The 16,779-nt window shown below is 67.3% G+C and carries 15 protein-coding genes; 7 read left to right on the forward strand and 8 right to left on the reverse strand.

Features of this window, described 5'->3' with window-relative positions:
• Positions 1-39: 39 nt before the first annotated feature.
• Both ACK4IU_RS04490 and ACK4IU_RS04495 read left to right on the forward strand, forming a co-directional pair.
• Positions 40-552: a peptidylprolyl isomerase gene (locus tag ACK4IU_RS04490; protein WP_409732078.1), complete on the forward strand. Its 513-nt coding sequence runs from the start codon at positions 40-42 to the stop codon at positions 550-552.
• The gene (locus tag ACK4IU_RS04495; protein ID WP_409732080.1) at positions 542-1,120 is read left to right on the forward strand and encodes a peptidylprolyl isomerase; all 579 of its coding nucleotides are present in this window, start codon (positions 542-544) and stop codon (positions 1,118-1,120) included. Before ACK4IU_RS04490 ends, ACK4IU_RS04495 begins: the two co-directional genes overlap by 11 nt.
• Positions 1,121-1,156: 36 nt before the next feature.
• Here ACK4IU_RS04495 and tyrS read toward each other — a convergent pair whose 3' ends face one another.
• Positions 1,157-2,407, reverse strand: coding sequence for a tyrosine--tRNA ligase (tyrS, locus tag ACK4IU_RS04500; RefSeq protein ID WP_409732082.1), 1,251 nt, complete (start codon positions 2,405-2,407; stop codon positions 1,157-1,159).
• Positions 2,408-2,463: 56 nt separating this feature from the next.
• Here tyrS and ACK4IU_RS04505 point away from each other — a divergent pair, with 56 nt between their 5' ends.
• Positions 2,464-3,561: an anhydro-N-acetylmuramic acid kinase gene (locus tag ACK4IU_RS04505; protein WP_409732084.1), complete on the forward strand. Its 1,098-nt coding sequence runs from the start codon at positions 2,464-2,466 to the stop codon at positions 3,559-3,561.
• Here the strand turns inward: ACK4IU_RS04505 and rarD are convergent.
• The 4 genes from rarD to ACK4IU_RS04525 all read right to left on the reverse strand — a co-directional run bounded on the left by rarD (position 3,545) and on the right by ACK4IU_RS04525 (position 6,497).
• Positions 3,545-4,468, reverse strand: a complete 924-nt coding sequence (gene rarD, locus ACK4IU_RS04510) for an EamA family transporter RarD (RefSeq protein ID WP_409732086.1) — start codon at positions 4,466-4,468, stop codon at positions 3,545-3,547. The two genes, ACK4IU_RS04505 and rarD, sit on opposite strands and share 17 nt — an antisense overlap.
• Before the next feature lie 183 nt (positions 4,469-4,651).
• Complete coding sequence (locus tag ACK4IU_RS04515; RefSeq protein ID WP_409732088.1) at positions 4,652-5,563, reverse strand: fatty acid desaturase; 912 nt, start codon at positions 5,561-5,563, stop codon at positions 4,652-4,654.
• Positions 5,560-5,967 carry a cupin domain-containing protein gene (locus ACK4IU_RS04520; protein WP_409732090.1) on the reverse strand — a complete coding sequence of 136 codons (408 nt, stop codon included), beginning with the start codon at positions 5,965-5,967 and terminating at the stop codon, positions 5,560-5,562. The genes ACK4IU_RS04515 and ACK4IU_RS04520 overlap by 4 nt, the downstream gene beginning before the upstream one ends.
• Positions 5,964-6,497 carry a pseudouridine synthase gene (locus ACK4IU_RS04525; RefSeq protein ID WP_409732092.1) on the reverse strand — a complete coding sequence of 178 codons (534 nt, stop codon included), beginning with the start codon at positions 6,495-6,497 and terminating at the stop codon, positions 5,964-5,966. Before ACK4IU_RS04525 ends, ACK4IU_RS04520 begins: the two co-directional genes overlap by 4 nt.
• A gap of 75 nt (positions 6,498-6,572) precedes the next feature.
• Between ACK4IU_RS04525 and ACK4IU_RS04530 the strand changes: the two genes are divergently transcribed.
• Positions 6,573-7,631, forward strand: coding sequence for an NAD(P)/FAD-dependent oxidoreductase (locus ACK4IU_RS04530; protein WP_409732094.1), 1,059 nt, complete (start codon positions 6,573-6,575; stop codon positions 7,629-7,631).
• A gap of 78 nt (positions 7,632-7,709) precedes the next feature.
• Here ACK4IU_RS04530 and eno read toward each other — a convergent pair whose 3' ends face one another.
• The 3 genes from eno to ACK4IU_RS04545 are packed head-to-tail and all read right to left on the reverse strand — an operon-like array spanning position 7,710 to position 10,834.
• Positions 7,710-8,987, reverse strand: coding sequence for a phosphopyruvate hydratase (gene eno / locus ACK4IU_RS04535; protein WP_409732096.1), 1,278 nt, complete (start codon positions 8,985-8,987; stop codon positions 7,710-7,712).
• A 51-nt stretch (positions 8,988-9,038) separates the two neighbouring features.
• Positions 9,039-9,938: a DMT family transporter gene (locus ACK4IU_RS04540; RefSeq protein WP_409732098.1), complete on the reverse strand. Its 900-nt coding sequence runs from the start codon at positions 9,936-9,938 to the stop codon at positions 9,039-9,041.
• A 56-nt stretch (positions 9,939-9,994) separates the two neighbouring features.
• Complete coding sequence (locus ACK4IU_RS04545) at positions 9,995-10,834, reverse strand: DUF533 domain-containing protein (RefSeq protein WP_409732100.1); 840 nt, start codon at positions 10,832-10,834, stop codon at positions 9,995-9,997.
• A gap of 94 nt (positions 10,835-10,928) precedes the next feature.
• Here ACK4IU_RS04545 and ACK4IU_RS04550 point away from each other — a divergent pair, with 94 nt between their 5' ends.
• From ACK4IU_RS04550 to ACK4IU_RS04560, 3 genes are all read left to right on the forward strand, one after another.
• Entirely contained in the window at positions 10,929-11,816 is an 888-nt protein-coding gene (locus ACK4IU_RS04550) for a DMT family transporter (protein ID WP_409732102.1), read from the forward strand.
• A 481-nt stretch (positions 11,817-12,297) separates the two neighbouring features.
• The gene (locus ACK4IU_RS04555) at positions 12,298-15,990 is read left to right on the forward strand and encodes a vitamin B12-dependent ribonucleotide reductase (RefSeq protein WP_409732104.1); all 3,693 of its coding nucleotides are present in this window, start codon (positions 12,298-12,300) and stop codon (positions 15,988-15,990) included.
• Between the two features lie 76 nt (positions 15,991-16,066).
• Positions 16,067-16,600: a hypothetical protein gene (locus ACK4IU_RS04560; RefSeq protein WP_409732106.1), complete on the forward strand. Its 534-nt coding sequence runs from the start codon at positions 16,067-16,069 to the stop codon at positions 16,598-16,600.
• Positions 16,601-16,779: the final 179 nt, after the last annotated feature.

Raw genomic sequence — 16,779 nt, forward strand, 5'->3', positions numbered from 1 at the left:
CTACGGTCGCGCCCGACCGCAATCCCGAAGGAGACTCCGATGGCCGAGATAAAGGACCCGGAAAACACCATCATCATCACGCTGAAGGACGGCGAGGTGGTGATCGAGCTGCTGGCCGACGTGGCCCCCAAGCATGCCGAGCGCATGAAGCAGCTGGCCCGCGACAAGGCCTATGACAACGTGGCCTTCCACCGGGTGATCGAGGGCTTCATGGCCCAGACCGGCGACGTGGAAAACGCCAACATGGCCTCGCCCGGCTACAACCCGCGCCGGGCGGGGACGGGCGGGTCGCAGTATCCGGACCTGCCGGCCGAGTTCTCGAAACTCCCGCACGACCGGGGGACCCTCGGGGCCGCGCGCTCGCAGAACCCGAACTCTGCGAACAGCCAGTTCTTCATCAACTTCCGCGACAACCATTTCCTGAACGGACAATACACCGTCTATGGCCGCGTGATCTCGGGGATGGAGCACGTGGACAAGATCGCCCGGGGCGAACCGCCGGCGAATCCCGACCGCATGATCTCTGTCCGGGTGGCCGCCGATGTCGCGTAAGCTGATCCTTGCCGCGGCGCTGGCCACCGTCACCGCCCCCGCCTTCGCCCAGGAAGCCGATGGCCCCGGCCCGAACCTGGTGATCGAGATCGCCGGCCAGGCCAACGGCACAGTGGTCATCGACCTCCTGCCCGATGTCGCGCCAAAGCATGTCGAACAGATCGTCGCGCTGGCGAAGGAGGGCGCCTATGACAACGTGGTCTTTCACCGCGTGATCGACGGTTTCATGGCCCAGACCGGCGACGTGCAGTTCGGCAAGGCCGGGGGCGATATGTCCATGGCCGGGCGTGGCGGCTCGTCGAAGCCCGACATCCCGGCCGAGTTCACCGACACGCTCAGCTTCCAGCGCGGCGTGGTCGGCATGGCCCGCGCCCAGGACCCGAACAGCGCCAACAGCCAGTTCTTCATCACCTTCGGCGATGCCAGCTTCCTCGATGGCCAGTATACCATCTTCGGCAAGGTCATCTCGGGGATGGAGGTCGTGGACGCGATCAAGCGCGGCGAGGGCCAGAACGGCGAGGTCTCGGCCCCGGCCGACGTGATGGTCAGGGTCACCGTTCAGGACTGAGGACGGGGCAGGGCGGTCGCACCCGCCCTGCCGCTATCAGGCCAGTACCACCAGGGCATGGCGCTTCTTGCCGGCGGTCAGCTTCAGAGGCTCGACCAGGTGACTCGCGCCATAGCGCAGGCCGGGGTCGGTGATGAGTTCGTCGTTCACCCGAGCGCCGCCCTCGGCGATCAGCCGCTTCGCCTCCTTGCCGCTCGCCGCCAGCCCGGCCCGCACGAACAGCTGCACGATCCCCACACCCTCGGCGATCTCGGTCACGTCCAGCGTGACCGTCGGCAGGTCGTCGCCGATCCCGCCCTTCTCGAACACTTCCCGCGCCGTGGCTTCCGCCGCCGCCGCCGCCTCGGCCCCGTGCAGAAGGCCCGTCGCCAGGTTCGCCAGGAGGATCTTCGCCTGGTTGATCTCTGCCCCGCCAAGGCTGCCCAGCCGGTCGCATTCCTCGACCGGCAGCTCGGTGAAGATCTTCAGGAACCGGCCCACATCGGCATCGGTCGTGTTGCGCCAGAACTGCCAGAATTCGTAGGGCGACAGCATGTCGCCGTTCAGCCAGACCGCGCCGCTTGCCGACTTGCCCATCTTGCGCCCGTCGCTCGTGGTCAGAAGCGGCGTCGTAAGCCCAAAGATCTCCTTGTCGATCACCCGGCGCGTCAGGTCGATCCCGTTGATGATATTGCCCCACTGGTCCGACCCGCCCATCTGCAACAGGCAGCCATAGCGCCGATGGATTTCAAGGAAATCATAGGCTTGCAGGATCATGTAGTTGAATTCCAGGAAGGACAGCGACTGCTCGCGGTCCAGCCGGGATTTCACGCTCTCGAACGACAGCATCCGGTTGACGCTGAAATGCCGCCCGATGTCGCGCAGGAAATCCAGATAGTTCAGATTGTCCAGCCATTCGGCATTGTTCAGCATGATGGCGTCGGTCGGGCCATCGCCATAGGTCAGGTAATTTGCAAAGACCTTCTTCAGCCCCGCGATGTTGGCGTCGATCGCCTCGGGCGTCAGCAACGGCCGCTCCTCCGACCGGAACGAGGGGTCGCCCACCTTGGTCGTCCCCCCGCCCATCAGCGTGATCGGCTTGTGCCCGGTCTTCTGCAACCAGCGCAGCACCATGATGTTCATCAGATGCCCGACATGCAGGCTGGGGGCGGTCGCGTCATAGCCGATGTAGGCCGGCACCACACCCTTCAACAATGCCTCGTCAAGCGCCTGATAATCCGTGCAATCGGCAACAAAGCCCCGCTCGAACATCACACGCATGAAGTCAGATTTCGGATGGTAGAGCATGGCCGCCTCGGTCTAGGATGTCGCGCGGTATAGCTTCGCGTGAGGCGCAAGGGAAGATGCGGAAGTACGGGGCCTTGTGGGCGCTGGGGGCGATGTCGGGCACATCGCTCGACGGCGTCGATGCGGCGATGATCAAGACCGACGGGCACGCGGTCTTCGCCTTCGGCCCCTCCGCCTATCGCCCCTATTCGGACGAAGAGCGGGCAGTGCTCCGCGCCGCGCTCGGCCACTGGCCGGGCGATCCCGAAACCGCCGCCGCCGCCGAGGTGGTCGAGACCGCCCATGCCGAGGTCCTCTCCCGCTTTACCGGGGCCGAGGTGCTGGGCTTCCACGGCCAGACCCTCGCGCACGAGCCCGCCGGGCGCGGCACGCATCAATGCGGCAACGGCGCAATCTTCGCCCAGCTGCTCGGCCTGCCCACTGTCTGGGACTTCCGCAGCGCCGACGTGACCATCGGCGGGCAGGGGGCGCCGCTCGCGCCCTTCTACCATTTCGCGCTGGCCCGCCACCTCGGCGCGACCGAGCCGCTCGCCTTCCTCAACCTCGGCGGCGTCGGCAACATCACCTGGATCGACCCCACCGCGCCCGGCCCGGAAAACCCCGGCGCGCTTCTCGCATTCGACACCGGCCCGGCCAATGCGCCCCTGAACGACCTGATGCAGGTCCGGCTCGGCAAGGCGCTGGACGAGGACGGCGCGCTCGCCGCCCGGGGCGAGGTGGACGAGGACTTCCTGGCGCGCTTCCTGCGCCATCCCTGGTTCGACCTTGCGCCGCCCAAGTCGCTGGACCGCAATGCCTTTGCCGATCTGGTCGCGCGGCTGGACCTCCTGTCCGACGCCGATGCCGCCGCCACGCTGACCGCCCTTGCCGCCGCCTGCGTGGCCCAGGCGCAGATCCACTTTCCGGCCCCCGTGACGCGAATCCTCGTCACCGGCGGCGGGCGGCTCAACCCGGTGATGCTGGGCGAACTGCGCCGCCGCATCCCCTGCACGATCCTGCCGGTCGAGGACGTGGGTCTCGACGGCGACATGCTGGAAGCCCAGGCCTTTGCCTTCCTCGCGGTCCGCGTCCTGCGCAAGATGGCGACCTCTGGCCCCGACACCACCGGCGCGCCCGCGCTGGTCGGCGGCGGGCAGATCAGCCGGCCCGACTGATGCGTGCGGCGAGGATCGGCAGCGAATAGATCGCCAGCGCCGCCCAGATCAGGCTGAAGGCCAAAAGCTTCACGCCGCTGAACGGCTCGCCGAAGATGAAGACCGCGGTCAGGAAGATCATGGTCGGCGCGATGTATTGCATGATGGCGATGGTGGACAGGGTCAGCCCCTTGGCGCCGTTGGCATAGATCATCAGCGGCACCGCCGTCACGATCCCACAGCCCAGAAGCAGCGCATTGTCCCAGGCCACTCCTTGCAGGAAATGCCCGGTGCCCTGCGCCTGCAACCAGCCGACATAGGCCAGCGCCGGGGCCAGCAGGATCAGCACCTCCAGCGTGAAGCCCTGGTTCGGCCCGATCGGCAACCGCCGCTTGAGATAGGCATAGGCCCCCCAGGTCAGCGTCAGCCCCAGCGCCACCACCGGCAGCCGCCCGGCCTCCCAGGTCAGGATGCCGACCGCCGCCACCGCCAGCGCGATCGCCGCCATCTGCATCCGCGCCATCCGCTCGCCCAGCAGGACCGCGCCAAGGAAGATGGAAAACAGCGGATTGATGTAATAGCCGAGTGCGGCATCCAGCGCATGGCCGGATCCGATGGCCCAGACATAGATCCCCCAGTTCACGCTGATCAGCGCCGCCGTCATCGCGGCCATGCCCAGCATCCGGGGGCTGCGCAAGGCGGCCTTCAGGTCCGCCGTCCGGCCCAGCCAGACCAGGACCAGGATCGCGATCGGCACCGACCAGATCACCCGGTGCGCGATCACCTCGACCGGCGGGATATGCGCCAGCGCCTTCATGTAGATCGGCAGGAACCCCCACAGCAGATAGGCCGTCAGCGCGTACAGGAAACCGGGCAGGGTATCGCCGCCGGGAACGGCCGCGCGGGGCAGGGCAGGGGTATCGCTCATGCCCCAGACCTAGCGAAACCCGCCGCCGCCGGCCACCCCGATCTTGTGCCCGGCACAATCCGGCAAACCCGACCCTGCGCTTGCCCTTTTGCCAAATACTCCCGCCGGAGGCATCCGCCCTCTGCCCCCGGGCGCGCCATCAGGGTTGACAGATCCTGAATGTCCACGGCCAAGCTCTTGATTTCATTTGGCCCGCTCCCCTGCCCAGCGTGGACGCCGCGCCAGGTAGTCGCGCGTGAAGGCCGCATAGCCCTCGGCCGTGACCTTGAGGTCCTCCCGCATCATCCCATGCAGCGCGGGCAGGCGATGGAAGGGCACTGTCGGCCAGACATGATGCTCCACATGGTATGGCATGTTCCAGGCCAGCCAGCGCACCGCCCGGGTCGTGAAGGTGGTCCGGGTGTTCTCGAACATGTTCGCCACCTCCGGGCAGTCGCCATGCTCGGCCAGAAGGTAGAGGCGCAGGAAAGGCTGGCCCAGAAGGACCGGCACCAGCCAGACCCAGAGCAGAAGGTCCGTCCAGACCAGCGACAGCCCGGCCAGCCCATAGACCACCGCCATCCCCCGCGCCTCGGCCACCACCCGTGCCTTGGCGCCTTCGGCCACGAAACCGTCGTCCACCCGCCCCGCGACCAGCCGCGCCATCAGCCGGACCTCGGCGATCCAGTAGGACAGGCCCGAGACATGCCACGCCCACGCCCCCCGCGTCGCGGGCTTCGGCCCCGCCAATTCCGGGTCCTTGCCGGGAAGGTTGGTCCAGCGGTGGTGCGCCATGTGAAAGGCGCGGAACCATTCGAAGGGCAGCACCAGCAGAAGCCCGCAAAGCCGCCCCACCCAGTCGTTCAGCCAGAACGACCGGAACGGCGTCCGGTGCGTCGCCTCGTGCTCCAGCGTGAACAGGAACACGATCAGCACCCCATGCACCGGCAGAAGCAGGCCCCAGCCCGGCACCCCAGCCGCAATCAGCGCACCGACGACGAGGATCAGCCCCAGATGCCCCGCCAAATGCCGAAGACCCGGCTCGTCCCGCCGCTCTGTCATCGCCTCGCGCAGGTCGGCGGGAACCGCGGCAAGAAAGGCGCGGTGGTCCCTCACAGGCTCCACCCCGGCGGGGCCAGCTCGAACCCCTCGAAGCGGAAACCGGGGCTCACCGTGCAGCTGACCAGCGTCCAGTCGCCGGTGGACCGTGCCGCCTGCCACCAGCCCGCCGGCACCACCGCCTGCACGACCTCGCCGCCCAGCACGTCCGGCCCCAGCCGCATCTCCTCGGCGCGCGCCACGCCCATCGACAGGACCAGCGGCGCCCCGGCATGCCAGAGCCAGAGCTCGTCCGCATCCACCCGGTGCCAATGCGACCGCTCGCCCGCCTTCAGCAGGAACAGGATCGCCGTCCCGCAGGCCCGGCCGCCCACCTCCGGCCCCTTCCAGGTCTCGCGGTACCACCCACCCTCCGGGTGCGGCATCAGCCCCAGCTTCGCGATGATCGCTTCGGCCGTCATGCGTCTCTCCACTCCCCCGGCGCCAGCCCCTCCAGCGTCCAGTCCCCCACCCGCCACCTTATCAGCCGCAGGCACGGGAGGCCCACCGCCGCACACATCCGCCGCACCTGCCGGTTCCGCCCCTCGCGGATCGTCAGTTCGATCCACCCGTCCGGCACCGTCTTGCGCACCCGGATCGGCGGAACCCGGGGCCAGAGCCAGCCGGGCTCATCCACCGCCCGCGCCCGTGCCGGCAGCGTCGGCCCATCGTTCAACTCCACACCCCGCCGCAACCGCTCCAGCGCGGCCTCGGTCACCACCCCCTCGACCTGCGCAAGATAGGTCTTCTCCAGCTTGAACTTCGGATCCGCGATCCGCGCCTGCAGCTTCCCGTCATCGGTCAGCACCACCAGCCCCTCGCTGTCGCGGTCCAGCCGCCCCGCCGGATAGACCCCCTTCACCGGGACGTAATCCGCCAGCACCGCCCGCTCGCCTTCGCGGCTGAACTGGCAGAGCACGTCATAGGGCTTGTTCAGCAGGATCAGGGTCATGTCCGATACCTACAGGAGGACTCTCGAACCGGGAAGCCGGTTGCCAACCTGCCCGCTCCATGCCAGCCTTCCCCCATGCCCCGAACCCTCATCATCGGCGCAGGCATCACCGGCGCGGCGCTGGCCTTCCAGCTTTCCCGTCGCGGAGAGCATGTAACCATCGTCGCCACCCATACGCACGGCGGCCTCGCCTCGGTCGCCAGCTTCGGCTGGCTCAACGCCTCCTACTACCTCAGCCCCGCCCATTACCACTTGCGCCACGAAGGCCTTGCCGCGCACCGCCGCCTGACAAAGGCCCTGCCGGACCTGCCAACCCGCTGGCCCGGCTGCCTCTGGTACGAGGCGACAGGCGAGGCGCAGGACGAAACCGCCGCCGACCTCGCCGCACTCGGCTACCGGGTGGACAAGCTGACCCGCGCGCAAGTGGCCGAACGCCTGCCCGCCCTCGGCCCTGTCCCGGACACCGCGCTGTACTTCCCCGAGGAAGGCGTCGCCGACCCCGGCATCCTCGCCCGCGCGCTGATCGAGGCCTTGGGCGCAAAGGTCGTCACCGCCACCATGCACCAACTGACCGAGGCGCAGGGCAGGGTGACCGGAGTCCTGACTGACCTCGGTCCGATGCCCGCCGACCGGGTCATCCTCGCCACCGGCACCGGCACGCCCGCGCTCCTTCAGCCCCTCGGCTACAGGCTGCCCATGCTGACACGCCCCGGCCTGATGATCCGCACCAACCCATTGCCGCCCATCTGCCCGCTGGTCCTCGCCACGCCCGAGCAGGAGGTCCGGCAGGACCGCGAGGGCCGCCTGACGGCCCCAGCCTCGGCCGGCCACCAGTCCGACCATGCCGAGGCGCTGGGGGCCTTCCCGGTGGTGGTCAACGCGACACTGGCACGGCTCCGGACCCTGTTTCCGGGTCTCGACATCCACTTCGCCCGGCAGGCCATGGCCCTGCGCCCCGTCCCCGAGGATGGATTGCCGGTCGCGGGGCAGGGGCCGATTGCGGGGCTCTGGATCGCCGTGATGCATTCGGGGGCGACGCTCGCACCCGTGGTGGCCGAATGTCTTGCCGACGAGATCCTGGGCGGGCCCGACAGCCCGCTGTTGGCCGATTTCCGGCCCGGCCGCTTCCAGTAAGAACGGGGCGCTCCCCGCGGAACGCCCCGATTTCATGCGGAAATCGGACCGGAATTCGCAGGAATTCCGGCCCCGGCCTCAGCCCTTCAGGATCGACCGACCGGCATATTCCGCCGTCTCGCCCAGCATCTCCTCGATGCGGATCAGCTGGTTGTACTTGGCCAGCCGGTCCGACCGCGACAGCGACCCGGTCTTGATCTGCCCGCAGTTCGTCGCCACGGCCAGGTCGGCAATCGTCGAATCCTCGGTCTCGCCCGAACGGTGGCTCATCACGTTCGTGTAGCGCGCGCGATGCGCCATCTCGACGGCCTGCAGCGTCTCGGTCAGGGTGCCGATCTGGTTCACCTTCACCAGCATCGAGTTCGCGATGCCCTCGGCGATCCCGCGCCCCAGCCGTTTCGGGTTGGTCACGAAGATGTCGTCGCCCACCAGTTGCAGCTTGTGGCCAAGCTTGTCGGTCAGAAGCTTCCAGCCCGCCCAGTCGTCCTCGGAACAGCCGTCCTCGATCGAGATGATCGGATAGTCCGCAGCCAGCTTCGCCAGCCATTCGACATTCTCCTCGGGCGTCAGCGACAGGCCCTCGCCCTTCATCTCGTACTTGCCGCCCTTGAAGTATTCCGTGGCCGCGCAGTCCAGCGCAAGGCAGATGTCCTCGCCCGGCTTGTAGCCTGCTTTCTCGATGGATTTCAGAATGAAATCAAGCGCGTCGCGGGCAGAGTTCAGATTCGGCGCGAAGCCGCCCTCGTCGCCGACACTGGTGTTGTGGCCGGCCGCCGACAGTTCCTTCTTCAGCGTGTGGAACACCTCGGACCCCATCCGCACCGCATCGCGGATATTGTCCGCGCCGACCGGCATCACCATGAATTCCTGAATGTCGATCGGGTTGTCGGCGTGCTCGCCGCCGTTGATGATGTTCATCATCGGCACCGGCAGCACGCGGGCCGAGGTGCCGCCCACATAGCGATACAGGGGTTGCGCCGTGAACTCCGCCGCCGCCTTCGCGACCGCCAGCGACACGCCCAGGATCGCATTCGCCCCCAGCCGCGACTTGTTCGGTGTCCCGTCCATCTCGATCATCGTGCGGTCGATTCCGACCTGCTCGGTCGCATCGAAGCCGACGATCTCTTCGGCGATCTCGCCATTCACCGCCGCCACCGCCTCCAGCACGCCCTTGCCCTTGTAGCGCTTGGCATCGCCATCGCGCCGCTCGTTCGCCTCATGCGCTCCGGTCGAGGCGCCCGAGGGCACCGCCGCGCGGCCCATGCTGCCGTCTTCCAGCGTGACGTCCACCTCGACCGTGGGGTTGCCCCGGCTGTCCAGGATTTCGCGGGCGTGAATGTCGATGATCGTGCTCATGGGTGGTTTCCTCAAGGCCGAAGGGTGCTCTCCCGGCCCCTTTACCCCGGCTCAGCCGATCAGGGAAGCACGTTTGCGCGCCCTTTCCCGGGCAAAGGCGTAAAGCCCCGATCCGACGACCAGCGCCGCGCCGACCAGCGTCGTGCCCGAGGGCCGCTCGCCCAGGAAGACCATCGCGATCGCCATCGCGAAGACCAGGCGCGTATAGCGGAACGGTGCCACGACCGAGACCTCGCCCAGCCGCATCGCCGCCACCACCGCGTAATAGCCGAACAGCCCCGAGACCAGCGCGCCCCCCAGCCCGGCCCATTGCCAGGGTGTCGGCCAGAGGAAGCTCTGCCCCATGCCGGCCATCAGCAAGGCCCCCGAGGGCACCAGCCCAAGGTAGGCCCAGGTCGCCACCTGGAAGGTGCCGATCCGTGCCGGCATCGTCCGGGTCAGCAGGTCCCGCGCCGCAAGCGCCACGACGCAGGCCACCGTCAGAAGCCCGGTCGGATCGAAGGCCGCCCCCCAGGGTTCCAGGATCACCAGCACCCCCGCGAAGCCGACCAGGATCGAGGCCCAGCGTCTCCACCCCACCTTCTCGCCCAGGAACAGCGCCGCCCCCGCCACCACCACCAGCGGCGAGGCCTGCAACAGCGCCGAGGTCATCGACAGCGGCGCCAGGGCCAGAGCCACGATGTACAGCATCGCCGCCGCCGCCTCGGCCAGCGTCCGCCACAGGGGAACGCCGCGCAGAGCCTCGCGCGACAGGACCGCCTGCCGCTGCCCCGCCGCCAGCGCCCAGAACACACAGGCCCCGGCGGCCCCGGTCAGCGCCAGCACCTGTCCCGGCGGCATGGTCTCGGCCGAGCGTTTCAGGAACAGGTCCTCGACCGCGAAGAAGGCCATCGAGGCGACCATCATCAGGGCGGCGCGGGTGTTGTCGGCCGCAGGGGTCGCGGGGGGCATGGGTCTCTCCGGTCAGGCGGCCCCCGGCCTACACCGCCCGACCGGCGAAGGGAAGCTCAGCGATAGAGCCGCGGCGCGCCCGCCCGGTCGTGGATCGCGTTCACCTGGTCCGGCGACAGGTCCAGCTCTCCGGCGAGCTTGTGCAGGTAGTCGGCCTCGGCCCGGTTGTCGAGGTTGATCGCCATCAGCGACATCAGATAGACCTGCGGCTCCAGCCCCGCCGGGACCGCGCGGGCCAGGCCCTTCACGTCAACCGGACGCTGCAACTCGGCCTGCACCGCCTGCACCTCGCGCTGCGTCGCATCGCCCATCGCCTGCATCAGGCGCGCCTTCTCGTCCGCGTCCAGTTCGCCGTCGCATTTCACCGCCTGGATCACCGCCCGCAGCATCAGCGCCGCCGAAAGTTCCTCCTCGCGCTTCGGCTCCGGCAGCGCCACCGGACCACCCGGCCGACGGTCGGCCAGCACCTGATCCAGCAGATCACCCACCCCGCCCGAGGCGCCACCGCCGCCCGCCGTCCGCGTCGTGGCCGAGGTGCCGCCGCCGGTCAGCTGCCCCAGCAGGTCCTCCAGCCCGCCCTTCGGCGCGCTGGCCCGGGGCGAGGACCGCTTCTGCCCCGACATCTGGGTCAGGAGATCGCCGAGGCCCCCGCCATCGCCGCCCGTCGTGCGGGGGGTGGAGGCCGGCTTCGCGCTGCCGCTGCCCAGGACATCCTTCAGCAGATCCTCGATCCCCCCCGTCTGCCCCGAGGCCTTGGGATCGAAGGGCGTGCCGCGCCCGGCGGTCCGCCCAGAAGCCGTATCGGCGCTGGCGCTTCCCCCTTGGGTCAGGCTGGTCACCCCCTTCACGATGGCCACCCCGATTGCAACCTTCAGCAATGTCTTGCCCAGGCTCATGCGCTACCTCCCACCATGTCAAGAAACCTCACCCATGGTTGCTTGCCCCGGCGCCCCGGTCAATGCAAAAGGGGCCGCCGGCCAGGGGGGAAACATGCGCAAGGATCGACTCGACGGCATGGGTCTCGCCATGCTCCTGGGGGTCCAGGGCGTGCTGGCGCTGAACCAGGTCATCATCAAGCTGGTAAATGCCGGGCTGCAGCCGGTATTCTTCGCCGGCCTGCGGTCGCTTCTGGCCATCGGCTTCGTCTGGGCCTGGCTTGCCTGGCGCGGCCGCCCGCCGCGCCTGCGCCGCGCCACGCTTGGCGCGGGCCTCCTGATCGGGACGCTCTTCGCCGCCGAATTCCTGTTCCTCTTCCTCGCGCTCGACCTGACCTCGGTCGGCCGCTCGGCGCTCATCATGTATTCCATGCCGGTCTGGTATGCGATCCTCGCCCATTTCGGCCTGGGCGAACGGATCACCCCCACGAAGGCCGCCGGCCTTGCCCTGGCCTTCGCCGGCTGCGCCTCGGCGATCCTGTCGCGCCCCGACACCGGCGAGGCGAGCCTCGCGGGCGATCTCTGCGCGCTGGGCGCCGCCTGGGGCTGGGCGCTGACCGCCTTCATCGCCCGCCGCCCGGTGATGCGCGCCGAAGGGCCCGAGATGCAGCTCTTCTGGATGGTCCTCGTCTCGGCCCCGATCCTGCTTCTGGCCGCGCCCTTCTTCGGCCCGCTGATCCGCGACCTGCACCCCGCGCATATCCTCGGCCTCCTGTTCCAGTCCTCGGTCGTGGTGGCAGGGGGCTTCATCGCCTGGCTCTGGCTCCTGTCGGTCTATCCGGGCGCGACCGTCGCCGCCTTTTCCTTCCTGACCCCGGTCCTCGCCGTCGGACTTGGCGCGCTCGTCTTCGGCGAAACCGTCACGGGATCGATTCTCCTTGCGGTCATCCTGGTCGCTGCGGGAATCGTCCTCATCAACCGCCCGCCGCGCCCGACCGCCTGACCCCCTCCGGCATGGAATCGCCCGCCCCGGCCCGACCCGCCCGGCGCGCGGTGTCAGGAGCCGGCCGCAACCGGGCCGGTTGCCTTGAAAATCCGGCACTCTTCACAAACTGCGCGAAGCCTGTCCCCAGACCTGTCCACAAATGCCTCCACAAGACCGGCTCACGCCTGCTGACGGCCGCGTGATGTGGCCGAAAAAACGTCAAGCCGAAAATCTGCTTTGACGCGAAATTTTTGCGTTGATCGAGACCAAAGATTACGACACTTTGATAAAGCGGCAGGGGACACCACTAAATCTAGTGCCGCAGCGGACAGGCAGAACGACCCACACAAAGGGCATCCAAATCGGATGCGGCCCTCTTGGCGGCGCGAACCGTCAGGATCCGTCAACTGTTGCCCGACGCTGCGAAACCGGTTCGGCGCCCCCTGCGATTTGACAGAACCAATGGCCGTTTCTGGCCTAAAAACAGGAGTTCAGGGGCATGAAGATCGAGCGGCACTTCACCACCGAAGCCACCGGCGCCTACGGGGCGATGGCCTTCACCACCACGGTTTCCGAAATCCGCAACCCGGACGGCAAGGTCGTCTTCCGTAACGACGCCGTCGAGGTTCCCGAGGGCTGGAGCCAGGTCGCCTCCGACGTGCTCGCCCAGAAGTATTTCCGCAAGGCGGGGGTTCCGGCGATCCTGAAGAAGGTGAAGGAAAAGGGCGTGCCCGAATTCCTGTGGCGCTCGGTCGCCGATGAGGAGGCGCTGGCGAAACTCCCTGAAGATCAGCGGCTTGTCGGCGAAACCTCGGCCAAGCAGGTCTTCGACCGTCTCGCCGGCGCCTGGGCCTATTGGGGCTGGAAGGGCGGCTATTTCACCACCGAGGCCGACGCCCGCGCCTATTATGACGAGATGCGCTTCATGCTCGCGCGCCAGATGGCCGCGCCGAACAGCCCGCAGTGGTTCAACACCGGCCTGCACTGGGCCTACGGCATCGACGGCCCCTCGCAGGGTCACTTCTACGTCGATCACGCCACCGGCAAGCTGACCAAATCGGCCTCGGCCTACGAACACCCCCAGCCGCACGCCTGCTTCATCCAGTCGGTCAAGGACGACCTGGTGGGCGACGGCGGCATCATGGACCTCTGGGTCCGCGAGGCGCGGCTCTTCAAGTACGGCTCGGGCACCGGCACCAACTTCTCCTCGCTGCGGGGCGAGGGCGAAAAGCTCTCGGGCGGCGGCAAGTCCTCGGGCCTGATGGGCTTCCTCAAGATCGGCGACCGCGCGGCCGGCGCGATCAAGTCGGGCGGCACCACCCGCCGCGCCGCCAAGATGGTGATCTGCGACATGGATCACCCCGACATCGAGCAGTTCATCAACTGGAAGGTCATCGAGGAGCAGAAGGTCGCCTCGCTGGTCGCCGGATCGAAGATGCATGAGGCCCGCCTGAACGACATCTTCGCCGCCATCCGCCAGTGGGACGGCGCGGAAGCGGACGCCACCGACCCGGCCAAGAACCCCGCGCTGAAAGCCGCGATCAAGGCCGCCAAGAAGGCGATGATCCCCGACACCTACACCAACCGCGTGCTGCAATACGCGCGGCAGGGCTTCGACTCGATCGAATTCCCGACCTACGACACCGACTGGGATTCCGAGGCCTACATCTCGGTCTCGGGCCAGAACTCCAACAACTCGGTCCGCGTCACCGACGCCTTCCTGCGCGCCGTCAAGGAAGACAAGCCGTGGGAGCTGATCCGCCGCACCGACGGCAAGGTCGCCAAGACCGTCTCGGCGCGCGAGCTCTGGGACCAGATCGGCCACGCCGCCTGGGCCTGCGCCGACCCGGGCATCCAGTTCCACGACACCGTCAACGCCTGGCACACCTGCCCCGAGGACGGCCCGATCCGCGGCTCGAACCCCTGCTCGGAGTACATGTTCCTCGACGACACCGCCTGCAACCTGGCGTCGATGAACCTGCTGACCTTCTACAAGAACGGCAAGTTCGACGCCGAGGCCTACATCCACGCGACCCGCCTCTGGACCGTGACGCTGGAAATCAGCGTGATGATGGCGCAATTCCCCTCCAAGGAAATCGCCCAGCTCTCCTACGACTTCCGCACCCTCGGGCTCGGCTACGCCAACATCGGCGGCCTTCTGATGAACATGGGCCTCGGCTACGACTCGGACGAGGGCCGCGCGCTTTGTGGCGCGCTGACCGCGATCATGACCGGCGTCGCCTATGCGACCAGCGCGGAAATGGCCAAGGAACTCGGCCCCTTCTCCGGCTACGCCCGCAACCGCGAGCACATGCTGCGCGTCATCCGCAACCACCGCGCCGCTGCCCATGCGACCGGCGCCTACGAGGGCCTGAACGTCCCGGCCGTCGCCCTTGACCACGCGAACTGCCCGGACCAAAGCCTTGTCGCGCTTGCAAAATCCGCCTGGGACGAGGCACTGCGCCTCGGTGAAGTCCATGGCTATCGCAATGCCCAGACGACCGTGATCGCCCCCACCGGCACCATCGGCCTCGTCATGGACTGCGACACCACGGGCATCGAGCCCGACTTCGCCCTCGTCAAGTTCAAGAAACTCGCCGGCGGCGGCTACTTCAAGATCATCAACCAGTCGGTCCCCGCCGCGCTGGAAACCCTCGGCTACTCCACCTCCCAGGCCGCCGAGATCGTCGCCTACGCCGTCGGCCACGGCTCTCTCGGCCAGGCCCCGGCGATCAACCACACGGCCCTCATCGGCCACGGCTTCGGCCCGCGCGAGATCGAGAAGATCGAGGCCGCCCTGCCGTCCGCCTTCGACATCCGCTTCGTCTTCAACCAGTGGACCCTGGGCGAGGACTTCTGCAAGGGCACCCTCGGCATCCCGGCCGAGAAACTCGCCGACCCGACCTTCGACCTCCTGCGTCACCTCGGCTTCACCAAGGCCCAGATCGACGCCGCCAACGACCATGTCTGCGGCACCATGACGCTCGAAGGCGCGCCGCACCTCAAGCCCGAACACTACAAGGTCTTCGACTGCGCCAACCCCTGCGGCAAGACCGGCAAGCGGTTCCTCTCGGTGGACTCCCACATCACCATGATGGCCGCCGCCCAGTCGTTCATCTCGGGCGCGATCTCCAAGACCATCAACATGCCGAACTCGGCCACGATCGCGGATGTGCTGGCGGCCTATGAGCTGTCGCACTCCCTCGGCATCAAGGCCAACGCGCTTTACCGCGACGGCTCCAAGCTCAGCCAACCCCTCGCCGCCGCCCTGATCGAGGACGACGACGAGGCCGAAGAGGCGCTGACGAACGGCTCGATCATGGAGAAAGCCCAGGTCGTCGCCGAGAAGATCGTCGAGAAGGTGATCGTCAAGGAAATCGTCCGCAGCCACCGCGAGAAACTCCCCGAACGCCGCAAGGGCTATACCCAAAAGGCGATCGTCGGCGGCCACAAGGTCTATCTCCGCACCGGCGAATATGCCGACGGGTCGCTGGGCGAGATCTTCATCGACATGCACAAGGAAGGCGCGGGCTTCCGGGCGATGATGAACAACTTCGCCATCGCGGTCTCGGTCGGCCTGCAATACGGCGTGCCGCTGGAGGAGTTCGTCGAGGCATTCACCTTCACCCGGTTCGAGCCCGCCGGCATGGTCCAGGGCAACGACTCTGTGAAGAACGCCACGTCTATCCTCGACTACATCTTCCGCGAACTGGCGATCTCCTACCTCGACCGCACCGACCTCGCCCATGTCGCCCCGAAAGGCGCGTCGTTCGACGACCTCGGCCGGGGCGACGAGGAAGGCAGGCGCAACATCGCCGAGCCTTCGGACGTGGCCGCGTCGAAGTCGCTGGAGGTGCTGAAGCAGGTCGCCTCGACCGGCTACATGAGGAAACGCCTGCCGCAGGAATTCACCGTCCTGCAAGGCGGGCAGGGGGTCACGGCCTTCGGCGGCGGCCTCGCCACCGGCACCGACACGGCCGCCCCGATGACCGCGGTCCTGTCGGAGACGAGGGTCTCCGGCTTCTCGGAGTCGACCTCGACCTTCGCCCTCGGCGCCACCGACGCCCGGACCAAGGCCAAGCTGCAAGGCTACACCGGCGACAGCTGCGGCGAGTGCGGCAACTACACGCTGGTGCGCAACGGCACCTGCCTGAAGTGCAACAGCTGCGGCGCGACGACCGGGTGCAGCTGAGTCGCTTGACAGGCTGAACAACCATAGCGGCGGGCCAAATGCCCGCCGTTTTCTGCTTCATTGTTGGGGTTGATCAATGAGAAGCATCGTTGAGCGCATGCTCCCGCAGCAGTTCCTGCTTGATCTGGGAACTTACATGCAGACCGCGGCACACATTGAACTCGCCGTGTGGCAAACCACTATGCACGCAGAAGGGATCGACCCACACTCCGTAGAAGAGTACCGCGGCTATGTCAGTCTCAAACTCAAAACTCAGGAGCTGCTTTCTCGATTCAGGAACAGTGCGAAGAACTGTCCAAACACCATTGCTGAACGCATTCTGTCCCTAGCAGCGGACGTAGAGAGCGGGCTGGAAACGAGAAACTTGGCTGCGCACGGTGCTTTCTACTTCGAGGACCATCTGAACGGAACGTTAGGTGCGGCGCATTACTTTGCGCGCGGGAAAGGCAAAGAGCGTGAGCTCTTCGAAGTGAAGCAATCCATTACAAAACAACAGGTTGACGAAACCATACGAATCGCAGATCGGCTTCTCCATGACGTGATCGCGCTAAGGAAACTCGTAATCGACTGGCGATTTCCGGACGGAATGCCCGAGTTGCAGGACGCGTAGGCAAGCAGTTTAAGGGCTCATCTAAGCCCTTTCACCTGTTCCCAAATATCCCACGGGGGTCCGGGGGTGTGAAACCCCCGGTCCGCCCGGCCCACCAGGCGCACCGCCTCAAGCAACAGCACCGGACCCATCCCCATCGTAGGGTGGGCGACAACCCCCCCAACCAAAATTGGCGGTTG

The organism is Tabrizicola flagellatus (assembly GCF_046295235.1).
Taxonomy (GTDB): Bacteria; Pseudomonadota; Alphaproteobacteria; order Rhodobacterales; family Rhodobacteraceae; genus Tabrizicola; species Tabrizicola flagellata_A.